The organism is Gemmatimonadota bacterium (assembly GCA_009838645.1).
In the GTDB taxonomy this organism is placed as follows: Bacteria; JAAXHH01; JAAXHH01; order JAAXHH01; family JAAXHH01; genus JAAXHH01.
The window spans coordinates 1-19908 of the sequence record VXRC01000040.1 but is presented as its reverse complement, the minus strand read 5'-3'; the positions used below and the strand labels follow the sequence as shown (position 1 = coordinate 19908).

Annotated in this window: 14 protein-coding genes; 9 read left to right on the top strand and 5 right to left on the bottom strand. The window is 62.9% G+C overall.

Annotation, left to right across the window (positions count from 1 at the left end; all coding sequences use genetic code 11):
* Positions 1 to 8 precede the first annotated feature (8 nt).
* The gene (locus F4Y38_11550) at positions 9 to 1148 is read right to left on the bottom strand and encodes a mandelate racemase/muconate lactonizing enzyme family protein (GenBank protein MXY49913.1); all 1140 of its coding nucleotides are present in this window, start codon (positions 1146 to 1148) and stop codon (positions 9 to 11) included.
* Between the two features lie 263 nt (positions 1149 to 1411).
* On the opposite strand from F4Y38_11550, the gene F4Y38_11545 reads away from it, so the two are divergent.
* Positions 1412 to 1945: a 2'-5' RNA ligase family protein gene (locus F4Y38_11545; protein MXY49912.1), complete on the top strand. Its 534-nt coding sequence runs from the start codon at positions 1412 to 1414 to the stop codon at positions 1943 to 1945.
* Between the two features lie 67 nt (positions 1946 to 2012).
* On the top strand, positions 2013 to 3314 hold the full coding sequence (locus F4Y38_11540; protein ID MXY49911.1) for a UDP-N-acetylglucosamine 1-carboxyvinyltransferase: 1302 nt from the start codon (positions 2013 to 2015) through the stop codon (positions 3312 to 3314).
* Between the two features lie 117 nt (positions 3315 to 3431).
* On the opposite strand, the gene F4Y38_11535 is transcribed toward F4Y38_11540, so the two are convergent.
* Together F4Y38_11535 and F4Y38_11530 are read right to left on the bottom strand one after the other, a co-directional pair.
* Positions 3432 to 5240: a hypothetical protein gene (locus F4Y38_11535; protein MXY49910.1), complete on the bottom strand. Its 1809-nt coding sequence runs from the start codon at positions 5238 to 5240 to the stop codon at positions 3432 to 3434.
* A 22-nt stretch (positions 5241 to 5262) separates the two neighbouring features.
* On the bottom strand, positions 5263 to 6186 hold the full coding sequence (locus tag F4Y38_11530) for a hypothetical protein (protein MXY49909.1): 924 nt from the start codon (positions 6184 to 6186) through the stop codon (positions 5263 to 5265).
* A gap of 241 nt (positions 6187 to 6427) precedes the next feature.
* Between F4Y38_11530 and F4Y38_11525 the strand changes: the two genes are divergently transcribed.
* Together F4Y38_11525 and F4Y38_11520 are read left to right on the top strand one after the other, a co-directional pair.
* On the top strand, positions 6428 to 7522 hold the full coding sequence (locus F4Y38_11525; GenBank protein MXY49908.1) for a D-cysteine desulfhydrase family protein: 1095 nt from the start codon (positions 6428 to 6430) through the stop codon (positions 7520 to 7522).
* Between the two features lie 97 nt (positions 7523 to 7619).
* Positions 7620 to 8966, top strand: coding sequence for a hypothetical protein (locus F4Y38_11520; GenBank protein ID MXY49907.1), 1347 nt, complete (start codon positions 7620 to 7622; stop codon positions 8964 to 8966).
* On the opposite strand, the gene F4Y38_11515 is transcribed toward F4Y38_11520, so the two are convergent.
* Positions 8963 to 10225, bottom strand: a complete 1263-nt coding sequence (locus F4Y38_11515) for an aminotransferase class V-fold PLP-dependent enzyme (protein ID MXY49906.1) — start codon at positions 10223 to 10225, stop codon at positions 8963 to 8965. The genes F4Y38_11520 and F4Y38_11515 overlap by 4 nt on opposite strands.
* Before the next feature lie 278 nt (positions 10226 to 10503).
* Here F4Y38_11515 and F4Y38_11510 point away from each other — a divergent pair, with 278 nt between their 5' ends.
* From F4Y38_11510 to F4Y38_11490, 5 genes are all read left to right on the top strand, one after another.
* Positions 10504 to 11559: an SMP-30/gluconolactonase/LRE family protein gene (locus F4Y38_11510; GenBank protein MXY49905.1), complete on the top strand. Its 1056-nt coding sequence runs from the start codon at positions 10504 to 10506 to the stop codon at positions 11557 to 11559.
* 113 nt (positions 11560 to 11672) lie between these two features.
* Positions 11673 to 13379, top strand: a complete 1707-nt coding sequence (locus F4Y38_11505; GenBank protein MXY49904.1) for a hypothetical protein — start codon at positions 11673 to 11675, stop codon at positions 13377 to 13379.
* A 186-nt stretch (positions 13380 to 13565) separates the two neighbouring features.
* Positions 13566 to 15977, top strand: coding sequence for an FtsX-like permease family protein (locus F4Y38_11500; GenBank protein ID MXY49903.1), 2412 nt, complete (start codon positions 13566 to 13568; stop codon positions 15975 to 15977).
* A gap of 171 nt (positions 15978 to 16148) precedes the next feature.
* Positions 16149 to 18560 (top strand): FtsX-like permease family protein, encoded by a 2412-nt coding sequence (locus F4Y38_11495; protein MXY49902.1) that lies wholly within the window; start codon positions 16149 to 16151, stop codon positions 18558 to 18560.
* A 28-nt stretch (positions 18561 to 18588) separates the two neighbouring features.
* Positions 18589 to 19002 carry a type II toxin-antitoxin system HicB family antitoxin gene (locus tag F4Y38_11490; GenBank protein MXY49901.1) on the top strand — a complete coding sequence of 138 codons (414 nt, stop codon included), beginning with the start codon at positions 18589 to 18591 and terminating at the stop codon, positions 19000 to 19002.
* Positions 19003 to 19058: 56 nt separating this feature from the next.
* On the opposite strand, the gene F4Y38_11485 is transcribed toward F4Y38_11490, so the two are convergent.
* On the bottom strand, positions 19059 to 19908 hold an 850-nt coding region (locus F4Y38_11485), incomplete at its 5' end, for an aminotransferase class I/II-fold pyridoxal phosphate-dependent enzyme (protein MXY49900.1).

Here is a 19908-nt window from a genome sequence, read left to right as displayed (position 1 = left end):
GCGATCGATCAGATATACCCCGTAGACCCGTCCGGACGGACGTAACACGTGCGCTGCCAGTGCACCACCTCGTTGTCCTTCACCACTTCTTCATCCACGTCGATACCGAGACCGGGCGCATCGCGAAGCGGCAGGTACCCGTCTTCGGGCAGATAGGGGTCGATAATGCACTGCTCCCATTCCGTGCCCACGGGCAGGACGTACTCGAGGATCTTGAAATTCGGGGTGGCCGCCGCGAAGTGCACGTTCACGGCGGTGGCCAGGGGTCCCATGGGATTGTGCGGAGCGATGGTGACGTAGTGCGCCTCGGCGATGGCTGCGATCTTGCGCATCTCCAGCAGGCCGCCGCACACGCAGACGTCCGGCTGGATGATGTCGGCGCCCTGCGCGGCCATGAGCTCGAGGAACTCGAAGCGCGTGTACAACGACTCGCCCGTGGCCAGCGGGACCTGAATCTGCGACCGCAGCCGGGACCAGGCGGGCAGGTGCTCTGGTCGAAGCGGCTCTTCGTAGAAATAGGGGTCGTAAGGCGCCAGCGCGTTGGCGAGTTGCAGCGCCCTGATCGGTTCGAAAATCCGGGCATGGGGATCGAAGGCGATCTCCCATCCGTCGGGCGTGGCGGCGCGTACATCCTCGAAGAACCGCGCGGCGGCGCTGCAGACCCTGCCCCAGCGTTCAGCTTCGATATCGACCTGATACGGGCTGGTCTTGAACGCCGTGAACCCCCATGCTTCGTGCAGTTCGTGCGCCCGTTCGGCGACCTGATTCGCATTGCCGCCGACGCCGTGGTACACCCGCACCCGGTCCCGGACGGTCCCGCCCAGGAGCATGTACACGGGAAGCCCGGCCGCCTTGCCGCTGATATCCCACAGGGCATGATCCACGGCGGACATGACGGCCAGGCCCGTCCCGCCCGGCGGAAAACGGAACTGCTGGAACAGCTTCAGCATGATGTATTCGATGCGGCGGGGGTCTTCTCCCTTGATCATCTCGAAGATGTAATCGGCGATCGGTTCAACGGACTTGTCCGGCCCCACCGAGTAGGCCTCGCCCCAGCCGTACAGCCCTTCGTCCGTCTCCACCTTCACCAGGCCCCGGGAGCGGTTCCCGAAGGTGCCGGCATACGTTTTGATGGCGGTTATTTTCATGGCGGAGGACTCCGGACGGCCGCGTGCCGGACGCTCAGGGTGCAGGTCTGACGGGACCGGACGCCCGCATCCTTAGCGTGCTTCAAGTGGTATTCAAGTGACAATCAGGATCGGACAGGTCTCAGGAAGATAGACGGGTGGAATCGGACTGTCAAGGAAGGGCAGACGGGCCGGAAGCAACCTGTCGTCGGTGAGTCAGTTAACCAGTAGATGCTGTTTTTCGGTATGGTTGACTTGACCTGTCCAATGCGTATCTTGATTTGATGGGTTACGCGATCGAACTGTTTTACGATGAGGCGAGCGACCGGACCGTTCGCGAAATCTGGGACGGTCTGGGCACCGCACTGGGGCAACCTTCGTTGTCGGAACTCGGTGCCCGTCCTCACGTTTCACTCGCGGTCTATGGCGACGGCTACGATACGAACGGTTTCCCGGAGCGACTGCTCGAATTCGCGCGATCCATCGATCCGTTTGACTTCACTTTGAGCAGCCTGGGGACTTTCCCCGGACAGGAAGGGGTGGTGTTCCTGGCGCCCGTGGTTACCCGCCGGCTATTGGCAGTCCACGCGCGATTTCACGAGGTGTTTTCGAAGCACGATCACGTGGGCATGGGCTACTACCTGCCCGGCAACTGGGTGCCGCACTGTACGGTCGCCATCGACCTGTCGGAGGCCGAAGTAACCGCGGCCGTCGCGTACGGTCGTGAGGTCTTCCAACCGATTTTGGGACGGTTCCAGGAGATCGGCCTGGTTGAATTCCGCCCCGTGAAGGAACGGTTTACCTGTGCACTCGGTTAGCATTAACATGGGCCGCAAACATGGTTGCCGAAGACCCCGATAACTCATCGAATCTGTAAGGATCCCCATGGCCAGTCTGATCGTTGAAGGCGGAAAGCCCCTTACCGGCACGGTCGTTCCGTCCGGCAACAAGAACGCCGTACTGCCCATTCTCTGCGCGACCCTGCTGACCGACGAGACGGTGACGATCCGGAACGTGCCGGACATCACCGACGTGCAGAAGATTGTCACGTTCCTCGAGGCCCTGGGTTCCCGGATCGACTGGGACCGGGACGCCGGTTCGCTTCAGGTCAACAACGCCGGATTCCATGACGACACCGGCGAGGTGGCCCTGCCGGAAGGCATGCGCTCGGCCCTGCTCCTCCTGCCCGGCCTGCTGCACCGAACCCGGTCCATCCGCTTCGCGAACGTCAAGGGATGCGCCCTCGGCGTGCGGGAGATCGACCCGCATGTGGAACTGCTGCGCGCGCTGGGAGGCCGCATCGTTTCGGAAGATCCCATAGAATTCGAGCTGAACGGCCGTTTCCGGGGCGATCGGATCTGGCAGGATTACGTATCGGTGACCGGGACGGAGAACTTCATCATGGCCGCGGTCCTGGGCGAGGGCCGATCGACCCTGGTCAACGCGGCGTGCGAGCCCAACGTGCAGGACCTGTGCCACTTCCTCAACACCCTCGGGGCACGAATCGAGGGCATCGGGGCGAATGTCCTGCATATCCAGGGCGTGGACCGGCTCGGCGGCGGCACGGTGGAAATCACGCCCGATCATCACGAGATCACGACGTTCCTGGCCGTAGGCGCCATGACGGGCGGCGAGGTGCGGGTCGAGCAGGCCATACCCCACCATTTCGACCTGATCAACCGCTGCTTCAGGAAACTGGGCGTAGCCATCGAATACGAGGGTGATACCGCGCTGGTGCGGAACGGCCAGCCACACCGGATCGAGAACCCCTTTACGTCCAATATCCTGGCCAAGATCGAGGCCGCGCCCTGGCCCTACCTGCCCGCCGACCTCCTGCCCCTGATGATCCCCCTGGCCATCCGGGCCGAGGGATCGATCATGTTCTGGAACAAGGTGTACGAAGGCGCCTTCTTCTGGATCTCGGAACTGGTCAAGTTCGGTGCCCACGCGGTCATCAACGACCCCCACCGCATCATCGTCTTCGGTAACCGTCCCCTTCAGCCGGCCACCGTGGAAGCGCCCTACATCATCCGGGCAGCCGTGGCCCTGTACATGACCGCCGCGAGCATCCCGGGCACCAGCGTCATCAACGGCGCGGAGTCCATCAACCGGGCCCATCCGAATTTCGTGGAGAACCTGCGCGCCCTTGGCGCGGAAGTGTCGTGGGACGGGTTGGAGGAAGAATGAGCGGAAAGCGGCGTGTGCCGGTGTGCGTGGTGCGGCGTAGCGTGCTAGGCGAGGCGTAACCGGCGAGGCGCCGCACGCGGCTAGCCGTCGCGCCTTCGGCCTGGTCGTCGCGCCCGCCTATCCGATGACCCGTATGGGCATGAGAGGTTTCGAGGCGTCGACCCCGAAGTCCAGGCTGACTTCCTGGTCCCCCTTGCGAAACGTCATCTTGCCCGTTCCGGCAGGGGCGTCCACCCCGGGCGCCTCGTACAGCGGGTAGGCGTCGTAGTCGATGGCCTCGCCGTCCACCCTGTGCTGACCATGCTGACCATCGAAGTGCATCTCCATCTGGTTTCCGTCCAGCGTCTCGACGGCGACGCGGTCGCTCCCCGGCCATCCCGACAGATCGGGTGGTAAGGCAGCCCGGCGCGCGCAGAACGCTTCGAAGGATTCCACGCTTTCCGCCTCCCTGGCTTCAAGCACCAGTCCGCCATGCACGTCCGGGATCCTGAGGAGCCAGCCGTCGATTTGGTCTGGATTCGCCGCCAGGTGGCGCATGGACCCTTCTTCCCGGATTTCCGACCACGCGTAGGGACCGATCGGATAGAGGGCGATATAGGCGCCGGCGCCGGTATCTCCCATGATCCACCCGTCGCGTTCCACCCAGCCGATCGAACGGGGCAGGAACAGGTTGATGAAAGGCGCCTCGTCGTCCGGCGGGATCTTGTACAGGACGATGACGGTGCCCTCGTGCTGCATCATCCTTTCATAGGGCGATGCGCCGAAGAGCCGATCGGGCCACTGCAGGTAGGGCTTGTCGGATCCGATCTGCCGTCTGATTTGCTGCGGATAGCCCACGAGAAAGGCGCTGAACCGTTCCGGGCTGCGATAGGGGTGGTTGCAGCAGATCTTGGCCTGCTGGTTCTCTCCCCGCCACGTGAGGTCCCATGAAATCAGGTCGATGGGTCCGGCCCCGGGGCCCGGAAGGCCCAGCTGCGACGACCCGAGGGCGAAGGATGGGCTCATATACGTGTACTTCCGGACCGGCCGCGCCTCGTGCTCCACGCGTCGGTAGATCGTCCTGGGCGCCTTGGTCTTCTTGACGACATGGGCCGTGGACCGGTCCACCGCCATCTCCGCGAAAAGGGCCGGGGGCCGGTAGGCGGCCGTGGCCGGCGGGATGCAGAAGCCATGGACGTGATGCTTCGGTTCGAATTCCTCGTCGCCGAAGTACAGATACTGCAGCGCGGAGATCGCACCGGATTTCCGCCAGGTGTTCTCCCGGTAGCCTTCGCGGCTGTGACCGCCCGCCCAGGATCCGTAGTAATACTCCAGCGCCATGTCCGCCACGTATAGGGACAGCACTTGTTCGACCTGGCGGCGCAGGTGGGGGTCGGCCGCGTGGTCCGCGAGGGTGATCATCGGCACCATGTGCTCCACGTGGTACTGGGGGGAGTCGTATTCGTGGTGGCCGTTGACGGCGGTGCGCTCGATCATGCCCAAGATCCAGCGCATGGCCTCGGCCCGGTTGGCTTCCGCGGACAGGCCGTTCCACATGCACTTCGCGTCCGGCCATCGTTCCGCCGCCAGCAGGTTGCCCACGTAGAACATCAGCCAGTGGTTCTCCGTGTTGCCGCGCTCGAGGACGCCGTCCATCATGAAATCCCGGATGATCTCCAGGGCTTCCTCCGGCAGCCGGTCGGGCCACCGGGCGATGAGCGCGCCGCAGGGATAAACGTGGAACGGACCGCCGGCGGGGCGGCCTCCCCATCCATCCGTCTGGTCCGAAAGCGCTTTACGCACGATTTCGACGACCTTGGCATCGTCCATGCCCGTCGCCAGGTGTGCGCTCAGGTCCCAGAGACCGCCGCCATCCCGTTTCGACCAGTGCCGGACGACCCGGTCGGCCCGCTCGTCGACCTGTTTGTTGTAAGTTGTCTGGTCCATGTGTTGGTTTTTGGGGGTTTGACTATGCTTCAGGCGCAATGATTGCGCGAACGTTTACGAATCCCGGTATTTGATGCCACGCATGACCGCCGTCTTCCGTGTACCACAGTCCGCTCGGCGTGGCGCCGGCCAGCCAGGTCGACGTCGAACCGGGATGGCATCGCACGGCCGCGCACAGGTGGCGGGGTCCCCTTCGTACCCAGTGGCCCGACCCATCGCCGATGGCCACGCCGTGTTCCGTGGCGGCAACGATATCTTCGCCGGCCCGCATCAGTTCGAAGACCGCGCCGCCGTCCGCCGTATGACCCGCCGAATCCCAACGTTCGCCGTCCTCGCTGCGCCAGATCCCCCGATCGTCCGTGCCCGCCCAGAACTGACCGCGTATATGTGCCAGCGCGCGAACGGCCGTACCCGAGATACTGGTCCGCCGCCACGCCGCTCCCGAGTCGTCCGCGATAAGGACGCCGCCTTCGGTGCCGATCAACCACGTCGTGGGCTCTTCCGGATGCACGAGGATGGCATTGGTGAATCGCTCATTGACGCGGAGCGCGTCCGAGTGATGCGTCCAGCGGACTGCCCCGAGGTCGTCATAGCGACCCGTGGCGATGCCGTAAGGAGATCCAGCGACCACGCCCGGCGATCCTTCGATCGGTGCGATGGCCATGATCTCGGTGAGCGTCTCGTCGTGCAGTTGCTTCCAGCGGTCGGCCTGGTCGGCCTGGCCGGCAGGTGCAGGCTGGTCCGACTGGCCCGACTGGCCCGTGGTGGTTGGCCACTCCCAGAGTCCGCTGCCCCAGCTCGCACCCGCCACCAGGCGGCCCGGTTCACGGATCAGGCTCGAAATACCGTACTCCTGGGCGCCGATGCGCGTCCAGGATCCGCCGATGGTGCCGTGGTATACGCCCTTGGAACCGATGAGCCAGTGATCGCGGGGGACAGTTCCCAATGAACTCTCCGAGTGTAACTGTATGTGATTGTTGTTTTTATCGGTTATGACGCAACAACATCAATTCAGCTTCCCGGCGAGGACCGTCCTGCGTGAACGGGACGATTTCAACTTCGATCTCGCGGAAACACCGCCCCAAAATACATACTGGCCATGGGGCAAACAAGGAAGATTCCCGGTAGCCGGAAAGTTTAGTGTTGCGCGACAGCGCGCAGTGGATCCAGATTTCAGAAACAATCCAATGACCCTGTTGCCCGCACCGAGGGAAATCGATGTGACGAATACACGGGAACTCGCCGACTGGTTGTATCAGTTGCCCGACCTGCCTCGCGCCCCGTTGGTTCAACTGCCCACGCCGATCCATCGACTCGCGCATTTCGGCTCGCACCTGGGTGGACCCGAGCTCTGGATCAAACGCGACGATCTGACCGGGCTGGCGGGGGGCGGAAACAAGTCGCGCAAGCTGGAATTCCTGGTGGGCGACGCCCTGCGAACGGGCGCCGACACCCTGGTCACGGTCGGGGCCATCCAGTCGAACCACACCCGGCAGACGGCGGCCGCGGCGGCTCGGTGCGGGTTGCGGTGCGCGCTAATGCACTGCGCCTGGACCAGGGATGCGGGACCCGGATACCGGCACGTGGGCAACATCCTGCTCAGCAATATCCTGGGCGCCGAACTCTACCTGGACGACCGCGAACGATCCATCGAGGACAAGAGTCCGCTTGAAGATCTGTCCGAACACCTGCGCGGGAAGGGACACCAACCTTATCTCATCCCGGGCGGTGCATCCGATCACCCACTGGGCAGCATGGGCTATGTCGCCTGCGCTGCCGAGATCACGCGGCAGTCGCGCGACCAGGACCTTCATTTCGACTACGTGGTGCACTGCACGGGCAGCAGCAGCACGCAGTCCGGACTGATCGCCGGTTTCGCGGCGATGGAAGCCGCCACGCGCGTGATCGGCGTGTCGGACGATAACGAGGTCGAGATCAAGAAGTCGCGGGTACTGCGATTGGCTAATGCTACGCTGGAGACCCTGGCCCTGCCGCAGCGCGTCCGTCCCGATGACGTTGAGATCATGGCCGCCACGGCCGATCCCTATGGCGTCGCGAACGAAGAGGTGCTCCATGGGATCCAGCTTCTCGCGCGCAGCGAGGGGATCATGGCCGATCCCGTCTACGAGGGGAAGGCGATCCGCGGCCTGCTCAACCTCGCGGGCGAAGGGCGGTTCGAACCGGACTCGCGGATACTGCTCATGCACCTGGGCGGCACCCCGGCGGTCCACGCCTATGCCGGGCAGTTTCCCCCGGTGGAGTTTACGCGATTCGAGCCTTGAGCGGGTCGCGCCGGATTACCACCGTGCAGGTCGCGCCGGATCCCCCCGATTTCCCCATCCTTGACCCTCGTAACCGGCCCGGCTATACTCTCCTACCATGTACCGGACCTTATTCTGGTTCCTCCTCCCCCTCGTCATCACCGAACTGATCTACGAACTGGGCATCCAGGTCATCAACGGCGGCATTGCCCGTGTGCCCCGACCCACCGAAACCCTTGCGGCGTACGGTATCGCCTGGGGGCTGACGTCTTTCCTGACCGGCACCGTCTCCCAGACCCGGCAGATGTCCATGGTCCTCGTCCGGGACCGGGCGACCTTCCTCACCGTGTTTCGATGCGTCGCCGGGTTCGGCGGCGTGCACTTCCTCGTCCTGGCGTGTCTGGCGTTCACACCGGTGGGACTGTGGGTGATCGACGAGCTTCACGCCGTGGACCCGGCCCTCGGCGGCACGGTGCGCCGCGCGCTCGGACTCCTGCTGCCCATTCCGCTGATCGTGGGGATCACGAGGTTCCTGTCGGGTCTGCTGTTGCGGGTGCGGCGGACCGACATCATCAGTTATGCCATGATGGCGGGCATCAGCATGAGCGTGGTGTCCGTGTTCCTGTTTCTTCCGACGCCGACCGTTCAGGCCGATCCCATTCTGCTGCCTGTGGCCGCGACCTACTTCGGCGTCCTGACGGAACTGGTGGTGATCATCTACGGCTATCGGCGGTTCGCTCGGAGATCGCTGCGGAGGGGTGGGAGCGCTGAAGGGGAGCTAGCGGCCGGGCAGGATGTGGGTCAGGATACGGCCCGAGAACCGGTCTCCTGGAGACAGTACCCGCTGACCACGGGCTACGTACTGCGGTTCTACTGGCCCCTGGCGGTAACGATCGGCATACAGGCCTTGAGCCGGCCCATCATCAACCTCTTCGTCGCCCGGGGGGCCGACGGCACGGAATCCCTGGCCGTGCTCACCATCGTGTACGCCCTCGCCCACCTGCCCTATGGGTGGTTGAACGAACTCAAGAACCTGCCGCCCGCCTTTCAGCGGCAGGACCCGGGAGGCCGGATCATCCGCCGGTTCACGGCAGTCTGCGGTCTGATTTCCTTTGGGACCATGGTCCTGATGTTCTGGACCCCGGTGAGGTTTTTCCTGCTGGAGACCCTGATCGGCGTGGATCACGATTTCGCCGTGCGCTGCACCGTGCCACTGATCATCTTCTCTTTCTTTCCGCTGGCCGTCACGATCCGGTCCTACCTCCACGGGATCGCGCTGCGGGACCACCGGACGGGCGCCATCGCGCCGAGCGGACCCGCCCGGGCCGGCGCGATCGTCATCGTCGTGAACGTACTCGCGCTCTTCGACCTGCACGGGGCGATCCGCGGCGTGGCCGCCCTCTACAGTGGATTCGTCACGGAAACGATCGTGGTCCGGTGGCGCATGGGCAGAAGGCGCGGCTAGCTGGCCGCCTCCCTCCAGCCCTTCGTGATGTCCAGGAACGCGTCGATGTCCTGCTCGTTGTTGAACAGGGCGGGACCCACGCGGATCTGGGCATTGCCCTCCCGGAAGGACAGCCGGACGCCCGCCTCGGCGAGCTGCCCGCTGATCGTTTCGTAGTCGGCGCCGTGGTTGAAGGACACGATGGCGGACTGATTGCCGGGCGGCGTAAAGACCTCGAACCCCTGCTCGGTCAGTCCGGCGTACAGGCGGTGCGCCAGGGCGACCGTGTGCTGCTCGATCCGGTCGGTGCCCACGTTCAACAGGTACTCCAGCGACCCGGAAAGCTGGTAGATCGCCGCAAAGGCCGGTGTGGCATACCCGAACTTCCTGGCGTCGGAGTAAATCGTATACTGGTAGTCGGGCAGCCGTTCGTCCACCATTCTCCACCCCAGGCGATCGGGTTTCACCACGTCCATCACGGATTCCCGCACGTAGAACGGCGCCACGCCGAAGCCGCCGAGCAGCCATTTGTACGACCCCGTGGTGAGGAAATCGACCCCCGTCGGACCCACGTCGAGATCGAGCATGCCGACTCCCTGTACGGCGTCCGCATACAGGTACGCGCCGCTCGCATGGGCCACGTCCGCCAGGGCGTTCAGGTCGTGGCGGTAGCCGTTCCGGTTGGAAATCCACGCCACGGAGACCAGCTTCGTGTTCTCGTCCACCATGTCGGCGAAGGCTTCGGGCGAAGCCACGCCGTCCACGTTCCGGACGATGCGCGTTTCGATGCCCAGGGTCTCGGCCAACTGGCTGTACATCACCAGCGACGTCATGTAGTGGAGATCGTCGATCACCACGTTGTCGCCGGCCTTCAGGCCCAGGGAATTGACCACGATGTTCTCGCCCTCGCTGGTGGACGACACCAGGCCGACTTCCCCGATCTGGGCGCGGATGAGGCGGGAAAACTTCTCCCGCACGGCTTCCTCCTCATCGAGCATGTCGCCGAGCAGGACGGGATCACGGGACTTGGCCGCGAGGAACTCGATGGTCCTGTCCACCGCGGGCTGGGGCGACGGACCGATGTAAGGCGTGTTCAGGTAAAGGGATTCAGTGGCGGCAGGAAAATCCGCGCGAACGCCCAGTGGATCGTCGCCGGAGGGGACCTGCGCCGTGGCGTCGCCCGGGGCCTGAGCCGCTTCGTTTCCGCACGCTGAACCGGCGACGCCCGCAAGAGCGGCCGTCGACACGATGCCCATGAACTCCCGTCTCGATACGGACATGAGTTTCTCCTTGTTGTATTTACATGTTGAATGATGTTTTTATGCTGGGTATGGCGTACCAGGGACGGTACAGGATCCGGTACCCGCCGTCAAGGAAAGATCACCGGTCGGCGCCCTTCGAAATCCCTTGACGGTACGCACCATCTGGAATAGTCTGGCAGGTATTCCAATTACCTCGATTCTTCCCTCGATAAAGCCGGTTTCGATCAGACAGGGTTCAAGTCGGAACACCTGTCTCGTGACCGTTTTAAACGGATGCTGTCATAGGAGACCGAAGCATGTCCTTTCGTCACGCTATTCCAATAATTGGCCTGTTGCTCGCCGTTCCGCTGCTCGCAGCACCGCTCCAGGCCCAGGAAGCCGATCCGCCCTTCGGCGATCCGGAGTTCATCTCGCCCGACGCCCGCCTCGAGATGGTGTTCAACGAGGGCCTTGCCCTGACCGAGAGCCCGGCCGAGGGCCCGGACGGGATGATCTACTTCAGCGACATCACCTTCACCACGTCGGCGGGGGCGGATGGCATCGAGGCCGGCCACATCTGGCGATACGACCCTGATACGGGCGAGACCACTATATTCCGGTCGCCCAGCGGGATGTCCAACGGCATCAAGTTCGACGCACAGGACCGGCTCATTGCCGCGGAGGGCGCCGACCAGGGCGGACGGCGTGTGACGCGGACGGACATGAAGACGGGCAAGGCCTACATCATCGCCCACGAGTACGAGGGGCGGCCCTTCAACGCCCCGAATGACGTAGCCATCGACGAGCAGGGAAGGGTGTACTTCAGCGATCCCAAGTACATCGGCAACGAATCGGTGGAACAGCCCGTGATGGCCGTGTACCGCATCGACACGGACGGCTCGATCCACCGGATCATCACCGACGCGGGCAAGCCGAACGGCGTGGTGGTCTCTCCCGACCAGAAGACCCTCTACGTGGTCAGCAACGACAACGGTTCCATCGACCTGGGCAAGATCACCCTCGACATCCCCGTGCACAAGGGACGCATGGCCCTGCTGGCCTACGACCTGCACGAGGACGGGTCCGCCACGTTCCGGAGCGTTCTCGTGGACTATCTGCCCGAGGACGGGCCCGACGGCCTGGTCGTCGACGTCGAAGGCAACCTGTACGTGTCCGAACGCGACGTGACCCGGCCGGGCATCGCCATCCGCGCGCCGGACGGGACCGAAAAGGCCTTCATCCCCACCGGTGTGCTGCCCACCAACGTGGGCTTCGGCCGCAGCGAGAACAGCAAGATCCTGTACATCACCGCGGGTACCGGGCTCTACCGGATCCCCGTGATGAAGGACGGTTATCACCTGCCGCGGGAGTAAACGCGGGAATAGAAGCGGCTACCCTACGATCCACAACCACGTCGGACCGGCTTGTTGACCATCCGAACCGTCACCTGGCCGGTCCGGCACCTTGCCCCATGCTGCCCTGACCCATGTCATTTCTAGACTGGACCATCGTCTTTCTCGTCAACGGCGGCATCGTCCTGTACGGCCTGCTGGCGTTCCGGGAGAAAGGCGAAAGCTTCGACTGGTACCTGGCGGCCAAGTCCATGCCCTGGTGGGCCATCGGCCTGTCCGCCTTCGGTACCGCCGTGGACAGCGGCGACTACGTGGCCATCGCCGGCGGCTCGTACCAGTTCGGACTCTCCCAGCTGTCGCAGTGGTGGCTGGGGATCGCCATCGGCTGGTTCGTGCTCAGCTTCTTCGTCATCCTGCCCATGTACCGGTCGGGCGTCTTCACCAACGCCGAGTGGCTTGAATACCGGTTCGGGCCGTCCGTCCGCATCATGGCGGTCCTCATCAACATCCAGTCCCGCACCAACGTCCTCGCCAACATCTTCTTCTCCATGTACCTGGTGCTGAGCGTCCTCGCCGGGTTCTCCACGACCGCCAGCTGGTTCGTCGTGGTGGCGGTGGCCGCGTCCGCGACTCTCTATGTGGTCCGCGGCGGCCTGCAGGCCGGGGTGTTTACCGACGCCGTCCAGGGCGTGGCCATGATCATCGGATCCTTCGTGCTCTGGATCGTGGTCTGGGTCCGGGGCGGCGGATGGGCGGGGCTGAACGAGCGCCTGGCCGCCGTGGACCCCGGACTGCCCGACGTGATGCTCCACGTGGGCGGTTACGCGCCGCCGGGCGTCCCCGCGGTCGTGGTCATCCTCAGCTTCATCGTCGTGCTGACCATGTACGCCGTCATCAACCAGTACGAGGCCATCCGGTTCCTGGGCGCCCGGTCGGAATGGGATTTCAAGATGGCCGCGGTGGTGGCCAGCACGGCCACGGCCGTGTGCCTCTGGTTCAACATCACCATGGGCCCCATGGCCCGGGCGGACTTCCCCGCCCTGGAAACCATCGACCAGGCCTATCCCCTGATGATCCAGGCCTACCTGCCCCACGGACTCATCGGGATCGTCGTGGCGGGGCTCATCGCGGGCGGGTATTCCACCTTCGACTCCATCGGCATCGGCATATCGAGCCTCTTCGTCCGCGACATCTACGCCCGGTTCATCGTGAAACGCGCGTCGGACGCCCACTATACCCGCGTGGGCCGCGTCACGGCCCCCTTCATCATGGCCCTGGGATTCGCCTACGTGCCCTTCATCCAGGAGGGCATGCTGGCCTTCTACCTCCGGCTGGCCGGCGCCGTCGCCGTACCCCTCATGACGGTCATCCTCATGGGGGTCTTCACCCGCGTGCACCGCTCGACCGGCATCGTGGGCCTGCTCGTCGGACTGCTCTACGGCGTAACGGCGATCCTGGGCGAAAGCCTGGAATGGGGCCTGCCGGTCTGGTACACCAACACCTGGTGGACCTACCTGTGGAACATCGTGCTGCCCGCCGGCGGCATGCTGGTCGCGTCCACGCTGATCACGCTCAGGCGTGGTCCCATGTCCGACGAGGACCTGGAAGGACTCGTCTACGCGCGGGAAAACGACATCCCCTCGGTGCGCAACCGCATGGTCCACCGGCTGAAAACCCTCGAAGGCACCTGGCTGCAGAAGACACTGATGGAGACGCCGATCCGTGGCGCCTATCCCTTCAAGCTGCCGCCCGGGGGATTGCCGCTGTTCCGCCGTCCCGGCGTACTGGCCCTGGGCTACCTGGCCATCGCTTCGGCCTTGCTGTTCGGGGTGCTTTGGTAGCACTCCTGCCGTAGTTGTACACATCCAGATCAGTTTGATAATTGAGCTACAGCCTTCCTTCAGTTTGAACTGTGTCCCGCAACTTTAACCGGTTACATTGAGTCTTAATGCCAGATCCTCGAAGATTCGAATCGGGGAACTGTGTCCTGAAACCGTACAGCCCTTCTTTTACAACGGGGGTGCTTCTTGCTCAAAAACTACATGACCGTCGTATTAAGACATCTGCTGAAGTACAAGGGCTATTCGGCGATCAACGTCCTGGGGCTGGCCATCGGTATGGCCAGCTGTGTGCTGATCATGCTCTACGTGCAGGACGAACTCAGCTACGACGGGTTTCATGAAAAGAGCGACCGGATATACCGTCTGGTGGAATCCGCGACGGTGGCGGGCAGGCCTGTCGAGGCCGCGGTCACGCCCCCGCCCTGGGCTCCGGCACTCGCGACGGACTATCCTGGGATCGAAGCGTACACCCGGATCAAGCCGCCGAATTCCCGCTGGCTGATCCGGTATGATGACAAGCGGTTCTACGAACGGTACTTCATCTTCGCGGATTCATCGGTTTTCGATGTTTTCACGCTCCCTCTCGTCCAGGGCAAAGCCGAAACGGCCCTGGCCGAACCTCATACAGTGGTACTGTCGCAGTCCATGGCGGACAAGTACTTCGGGAATGAAAATCCGATCGGCAAGGTGATTACCGGGGATGGCCGCTATGAGTTTACGATCACAGGCATCATGAAGGACATGCCGGCGAACTCGCACTTCCACGCCGACTTCCTGGCTTCCTACGCCTCGCTGGCGCCGCACAGGCTTTATGGGGAGCCCTCCTCGATGCAGGGGAACGCATTCAACCATACGCTGTACACCTATTTTCTGCTGGAAGACGGTTACGGGCCCGAAACCCTTGAGAGAGAACTCCCCGGGTTTCTGGACAGATACCTGGGTGAATTGCTGAAATCCATCGGCATTGTGGCCACACCCTACCTGCAGCCAGTCACCGATATCCATCTGCATTCCAGCCTGGAAGGTGAAATCGCGCCAAACAGCGATATCCGTTACGTGTACATCTTCTCTTCGCTGGCCGTGTTTCTCCTCCTGATCGCGTGCGTCAATTTCATGAACCTGTCCACGGCCCGATCCGCCCGCAGGGCACAGGAAGTGGGCATTCGGAAAGTCCTCGGCGCCCAGCGGCAACAACTGATCAAGCAGTTCGTGGGAGAATCCGTACTGTATGCCGTGATCGCGCTCGTCTTTGCGCTGGGACTGGTTCACCTGCTTCTGCCGCAGTTCAACGCGCTTTCCGGCAAGTCGCTGGTGATGGACTACCAGTCCACGTGGCTGGCGCCGGTGCTTTTGGGCATCGCCCTCTTTACGGGCATCGTCGCGGGAGGCTATCCCGCCTTCGTCCTCTCTTCCTTCAGGCCGGTGGCCGTGCTTACGGGCGCGCTGAAAGCGGGCGCTTCCGGTTCACTGCTGCGAAAGGTACTGATCTCTTTCCAGTTTATCGTCTCCATCGTCATGATCGTCGGAACGGTCGTGATCCACGATCAGCTGGCGTACATGCAGAACAAGAAACTGGGCTTCGACAAAGATCACCTGGTGGTCGTTCGTCTGCCGGATGAAGACGCCATCAAGGGGTATCCGGCGTACAAAAACGCGGCCCTGCAGTATCCTGAAATCGTGAACGTGAGTTCTGCGACCAGCGTACCCGGCAGTCCGCCCAGTCTCAACCTGGTTACGCCGGAAGGTGTGCAGGAGGATGAGAGCCCGCTTTACCAGATGATCTGGACGGACTACGACTTTGTGGAAACCATGGATATCAACTTGGTGTCGGGCCGGTCGTTTTCCCGTGAATTCGGCTCGGACTCCACCGCCTGCCTGATCAACGAAGCAGCCGTGCGCGCCCTGGGTTGGGAGAATCCTATCGGCAAGACCTACAGGATTACGGGCGCTTCCGACGACGAGCCTATGCTGAGCGTCATCGGCGTCATGGAGGATTTCCACAACCAGTCCTTGCACCAGCCCATCGAACCGCTGATGATACAGGTGATCTCGGAACCATCCGCGTTCATGGTAATACGAATACAGGGAAGCAACGTATCACGCGGATTGGAGGTGATTCAGGAACAATGGCAGCGGATCTATCCAGGCCATCCCGCCATGGAGTATACCTTTCTCGATGAAGACCTGGAGCAACTCTACCAGGCCGAACAACGGCTGGGTTCCGTGTTCGTTGCCGGCGCCGTCCTTTCCATCCTCATCGCCTGCCTGGGACTGCTGGGCCTCTCGTCCTTCATGGCCGAACAACGGACCCGGGAGATTGGGGTTCGCAAGGTCCTCGGCGCCACGATTACCAACGTGATCCTGCTGTTGTCCAGGGACTTTACGAAGCTGGTCCTGCTGGCATTCGTAGTCGGCACGCCGGCGAGTTACTATGTCATACAGGCCTGGCTCGAGGGTTTCCCCTACCGAATCGAGCCGGGACCGGGGGTGTTCATTCTCGCGGGCCTCGCCGCGTTGTCTATCGCCTGGCTGACGGTGGGATACCAGGCCTTTAAAGCCGCGACCGCCAACCCGGCGGACGCGGTTCACGCAGAGTGAGATGCAGGGCCGTGCCTGCCGCCTGCCCACAATGTACTGCTTCCTGACTGCGCTTCCTGCCCACTAGTCCCCGCGCACCAACCCCTGCCTTGATCCCAGCGTACCGACCCCGGGCAATCCTGTCGCTGCTTCGGCGTTGATTTCGGGGTGGTTTGGCGATACAATAAGCAAATGATCCGAAACTACCTGACCGTCGCCTTACGAAACCTGCTCAGGCACAAGGGCTATTCGGCCATCAACGTCCTCGGGCTGGCCATCGGCATGGCGAGCTGCGTGCTGATCCTGCTCTACATGCAGGACGAACTCGCCTACGACCAGCATCATGAGAAAAAAGACCGTATCTACCGCATCGCGGAATCCGCCACGATAACGGGTCGGTCGATCGAAGCGGCCGTCACGCCCCCGCCCTGGGCGCCGGTCCTTGCGCGGGACTATCCGGAAATCGAGCTATACACCCGGATCAAGCCGCCGGGTTCCCGTTGGCTCATCCGGTATGAGGAGAATCGATTCTACGAGCGGTACTTCATTTTCGCGGACTCGTCGGTCTTCGACATCTTCACCATCCCGCTCGTACAGGGGAACCCCGCGACCGCCCTGGTCGAACCGCATACCGTGGTGTTGTCCGAGTCCATGGCCGAGAAGTACTTCGGAGACGAGAACCCGATCGGGAAGGTGATCACGGGGGACGACCTCTACGAGTTCACCGTGACGGGTATCATGCGGGACATGCCGCGGACCTCCCACTTCCATTTCGATTTCCTGGCTTCCTTCACCACGCTGGCGCCGAACCAACTGTACTACAGCGATCCAGACGACATTCAGAATGGCGGGTTCAACCACGACCTGTATACCTATCTGCTGCTCCGGGAAGGCGCCACGCGCGAGGAAATGGAATCCAGGTTCCGCCCGTTCCTGGACAAATACCTCGGCGAAACGCTCCAATCCGCAGGCATAGAAGCCAACCCCTACCTGCAGCCGCTCACGGAGATCTACCTGCATTCCAATATCGAAGCCGAGTTGCGTCCCAACAGCGACATCCGTTATGTCTATATCTTCACGTCCCTGGCCGTCTTCATTCTCGTCATCGCCTGCGTGAATTTCATGAACCTGTCCACCGCCCGGTCCGCCCGCAGGGCGCAGGAGGTCGGGATCCGGAAGGTCCTGGGCGCCCAGCGGATCCAGTTGATCCGGCAGTTCATCGGCGAATCGGTACTGCTCGCGCTGCTCGCGCTGGTCATCGCCCTCGCTCTGGTGCACCTGCTGCTGCCGCAATTCATCCTGCTGTCCGGCAAGGACGTGGTCATGGACTACGGTTCGACGTGGCTGGTTCCGGCCCTGGCGGCTATCACGCTTTTTGTCGGTTTCGCCGCCGGAGGATATCCCGCCTTCCTGCTCTCTTCCTTCAGGCCGGTGGCCGTGCTGACCGGCGCGCTGAAGACCGGCGCCTCCCATTCGGTACTCAGGAAGGTACTGATCACCTTCCAGTTCAGCGTCTCTATCCTCATGATGGTGGGCACGGCCGTGGTCCTCAGCCAGTTGGAGTTCATGCAGAACAAGCGGTTGGGATTCGAAAGCGATCACCTGGCGGTCGTCCGCATGCCGGACGAAGCGGCCCTCGGGGGGTATGGGGCCTACAAGAATGCGGTGCTGCAGTATCCCGAGATCCTGCAGGTGAGTACTTCGAGCAGCGTACCCGGCGCGCAGACCAGCCTGAACCTGTTGACGCCCGAGGGGTTGCCGCCCGACCAGAGCCCGGTGTTCCAGACGATCTGGGGGGACTTCGACTTCGCGGAAACCATGGGATTCGAGCTGGCCGCGGGACGTACGTTCGACACCGCCTTCGCCACCGATTCATCGGCCTGCCTGATCAACGAGACCGCCGTCCGCGCTCTGGGTTGGGAAGACGCGATCGACAAGACCTTCCGGTTCGCGGGTTCGCCGGAAACCGCCCCGTCGCACCGGGTGATCGGCGTCATGAGGGACTTCCACCAGCACTCGCTGCGCCAACCCATTGAACCCCTTATGATCCTGTTCAACGCGCCCGGGCCGTACATGGTCATCCGGATGCGGGGGGAGGACCCGCGACGGGGCATGGAGATCCTGCAGGACCAGTGGAGGCAAACCTATCCGAACCACCCGGCCATGGAGATCTCCTTTCTCGACGCGAACCTTGAGCAACTGTACTCCGCCGAACAACGGCTGGGCAGCGTATTCATCGCCGGCGCCGCGCTTTCCATGCTGATCGCCTGCCTGGGCCTCCTGGGCCTTTCGTCCTACATGGCCGAACAGCGGACTCGGGAGATCGGGATCCGCAAGGTCCTCGGCGCAACCATACCGAACGTTATCGTGCTATTGTCCGCGGACTTTACGAAGCTGGTCCTGCTGGCCTTCGTGATCGGCGCCCCCGTGGGATACCTCGCCATGGGCGCGTGGCTCGAGGACTTCCCTTACCGCGTCGAACTGGGTATCGGCGTTTTCGTACTGGCCGGTCTGGCCGCGCTGATCATTTCCTGGCTGACGGTGGGATACCAGGCGTTCAAGGCGGCCACGGCCAACCCGGCGGACGCGGTGCATGGGGAGTGAGGGGGGATTAAAAGAAAGGGCTGAACTGATGCTTCTATATCCGGTAATACTCGAAGCAGACGATGATTCCGTATTGGTTACGTCACCGGACTTTCCGGAACATACGACGTTCGGAAAGGACCGGGAGGAGGCAATCGCCCGTGCAGTCGACGCGCTGGAGGAGGCGATCGCAGCCCGCGTACATGACGGCCTGGACATCCCATTGCCGTCCAGGGGACGGGACACCGCCAAGTTACCGACACTCACTGCCGTCAAGGTGATGCTGTACCGGGGTATGAGAGAACAGGGTGTTGGCAAGGCGGAACTGGCCCGGCACCTCGGCTGGCACCTACCGCAGGTGGACCGGGTACTGGACGTGCAGCACAAATCCCGCATGGACCAGATGGACGCGGCCATGGGCGCTATCGGCCGGCACCTGTACGTGCGGGATTCCCTTCACTAGATGTGTTTCCCTTGCGGGCTTTACGGTTTCAGCCGCCCGTCAGACACGCCTTACGTCTAACTGCTCACCAGCACCTTCTTAAGCGCAGCGATGAACGCCTCGTTCTCCTCGGGCAGGCCGGCGGTAACACGGATCCAGCCTTCGATATTCCAGCGCGCCCTCGCGTTGCCCACCAGGACGTTGTGTTCCTCGCGCAGCCGGCGGACGAGTTCGTCCACGTCGGTCTTCATATTCATCATCACGAAGCTCGACTCGCTGGGCGCGTATTCGATGCCCATGGCGTCCAGCTGCTCGTAGAAATAGCGTTTCCCCCGGCTTACCAGTTCCTGTGACCGCCTCAGGTGGTCCGTGTCGTCGAGGGCCGCAGACGCGGCGTGGGTGGACAGCAGGGTGAGCGTGTTGGCCCGGTGGCGGCCGATCCGCTCGATCACCTCCGGTTGGGCGACTGCATATCCCACCCGCATGCCAGCCATGCCGAAGACCTTGGAAAAAGTGCGCGTCACGATGACGTTCGGGTGATCCGCGACCAGCGACGCCGCGCCTTCGCGGTCTGCCTCGTTCTCTGCGAATTCGATATAGGCTTCATCGACGAGGACCAGTACACGCTCGGGGATCGACTCCACAAAGGGCCTTAACTGCGACATAGGGGTCAACTGGCCCGTGGGATTGCCGGGGGTGGTCACGACGACCATGGCGGTCCGGTCGGTCACGGCCGCGCTGAGACCGTTCAGATCGGGTTTCATGCCTTCCAGCAAGGGAACCCGAACCGGTTCCGCGTTGGCCACGCCGGCGAACCGGGTGATGAAACCGAATCCCGGCAGGCTTTCCACGACCTCCGTGCCCTCGCGAACGTAAGCGTGACCGATGGCGAACAGCAGATCCGACGACCCGGCGCCCACCGCCCAC

Coding starts and splice junctions, on each gene's coding strand:
- F4Y38_11550 (MXY49913.1), bottom strand. CDS start 1,148: ATGAAAATAACCGCCATCAAAACGTATGCCGGCACCTTCGGGAACCGC.
- F4Y38_11545 (MXY49912.1), top strand. CDS start 1,412: ATGGGTTACGCGATCGAACTGTTTTACGATGAGGCGAGCGACCGGACC.
- F4Y38_11540 (MXY49911.1), top strand. CDS start 2,013: ATGGCCAGTCTGATCGTTGAAGGCGGAAAGCCCCTTACCGGCACGGTC.
- F4Y38_11535 (MXY49910.1), bottom strand. CDS start 5,240: ATGGACCAGACAACTTACAACAAACAGGTCGACGAGCGGGCCGACCGG.
- F4Y38_11525 (MXY49908.1), top strand. CDS start 6,428: ATGACCCTGTTGCCCGCACCGAGGGAAATCGATGTGACGAATACACGG.
- F4Y38_11520 (MXY49907.1), top strand. CDS start 7,620: ATGTACCGGACCTTATTCTGGTTCCTCCTCCCCCTCGTCATCACCGAA.
- F4Y38_11515 (MXY49906.1), bottom strand. CDS start 10,225: ATGTCCGTATCGAGACGGGAGTTCATGGGCATCGTGTCGACGGCCGCT.
- F4Y38_11510 (MXY49905.1), top strand. CDS start 10,504: ATGTCCTTTCGTCACGCTATTCCAATAATTGGCCTGTTGCTCGCCGTT.
- F4Y38_11505 (MXY49904.1), top strand. CDS start 11,673: ATGTCATTTCTAGACTGGACCATCGTCTTTCTCGTCAACGGCGGCATC.
- F4Y38_11495 (MXY49902.1), top strand. CDS start 16,149: ATGATCCGAAACTACCTGACCGTCGCCTTACGAAACCTGCTCAGGCAC.
- F4Y38_11490 (MXY49901.1), top strand. CDS start 18,589: ATGCTTCTATATCCGGTAATACTCGAAGCAGACGATGATTCCGTATTG.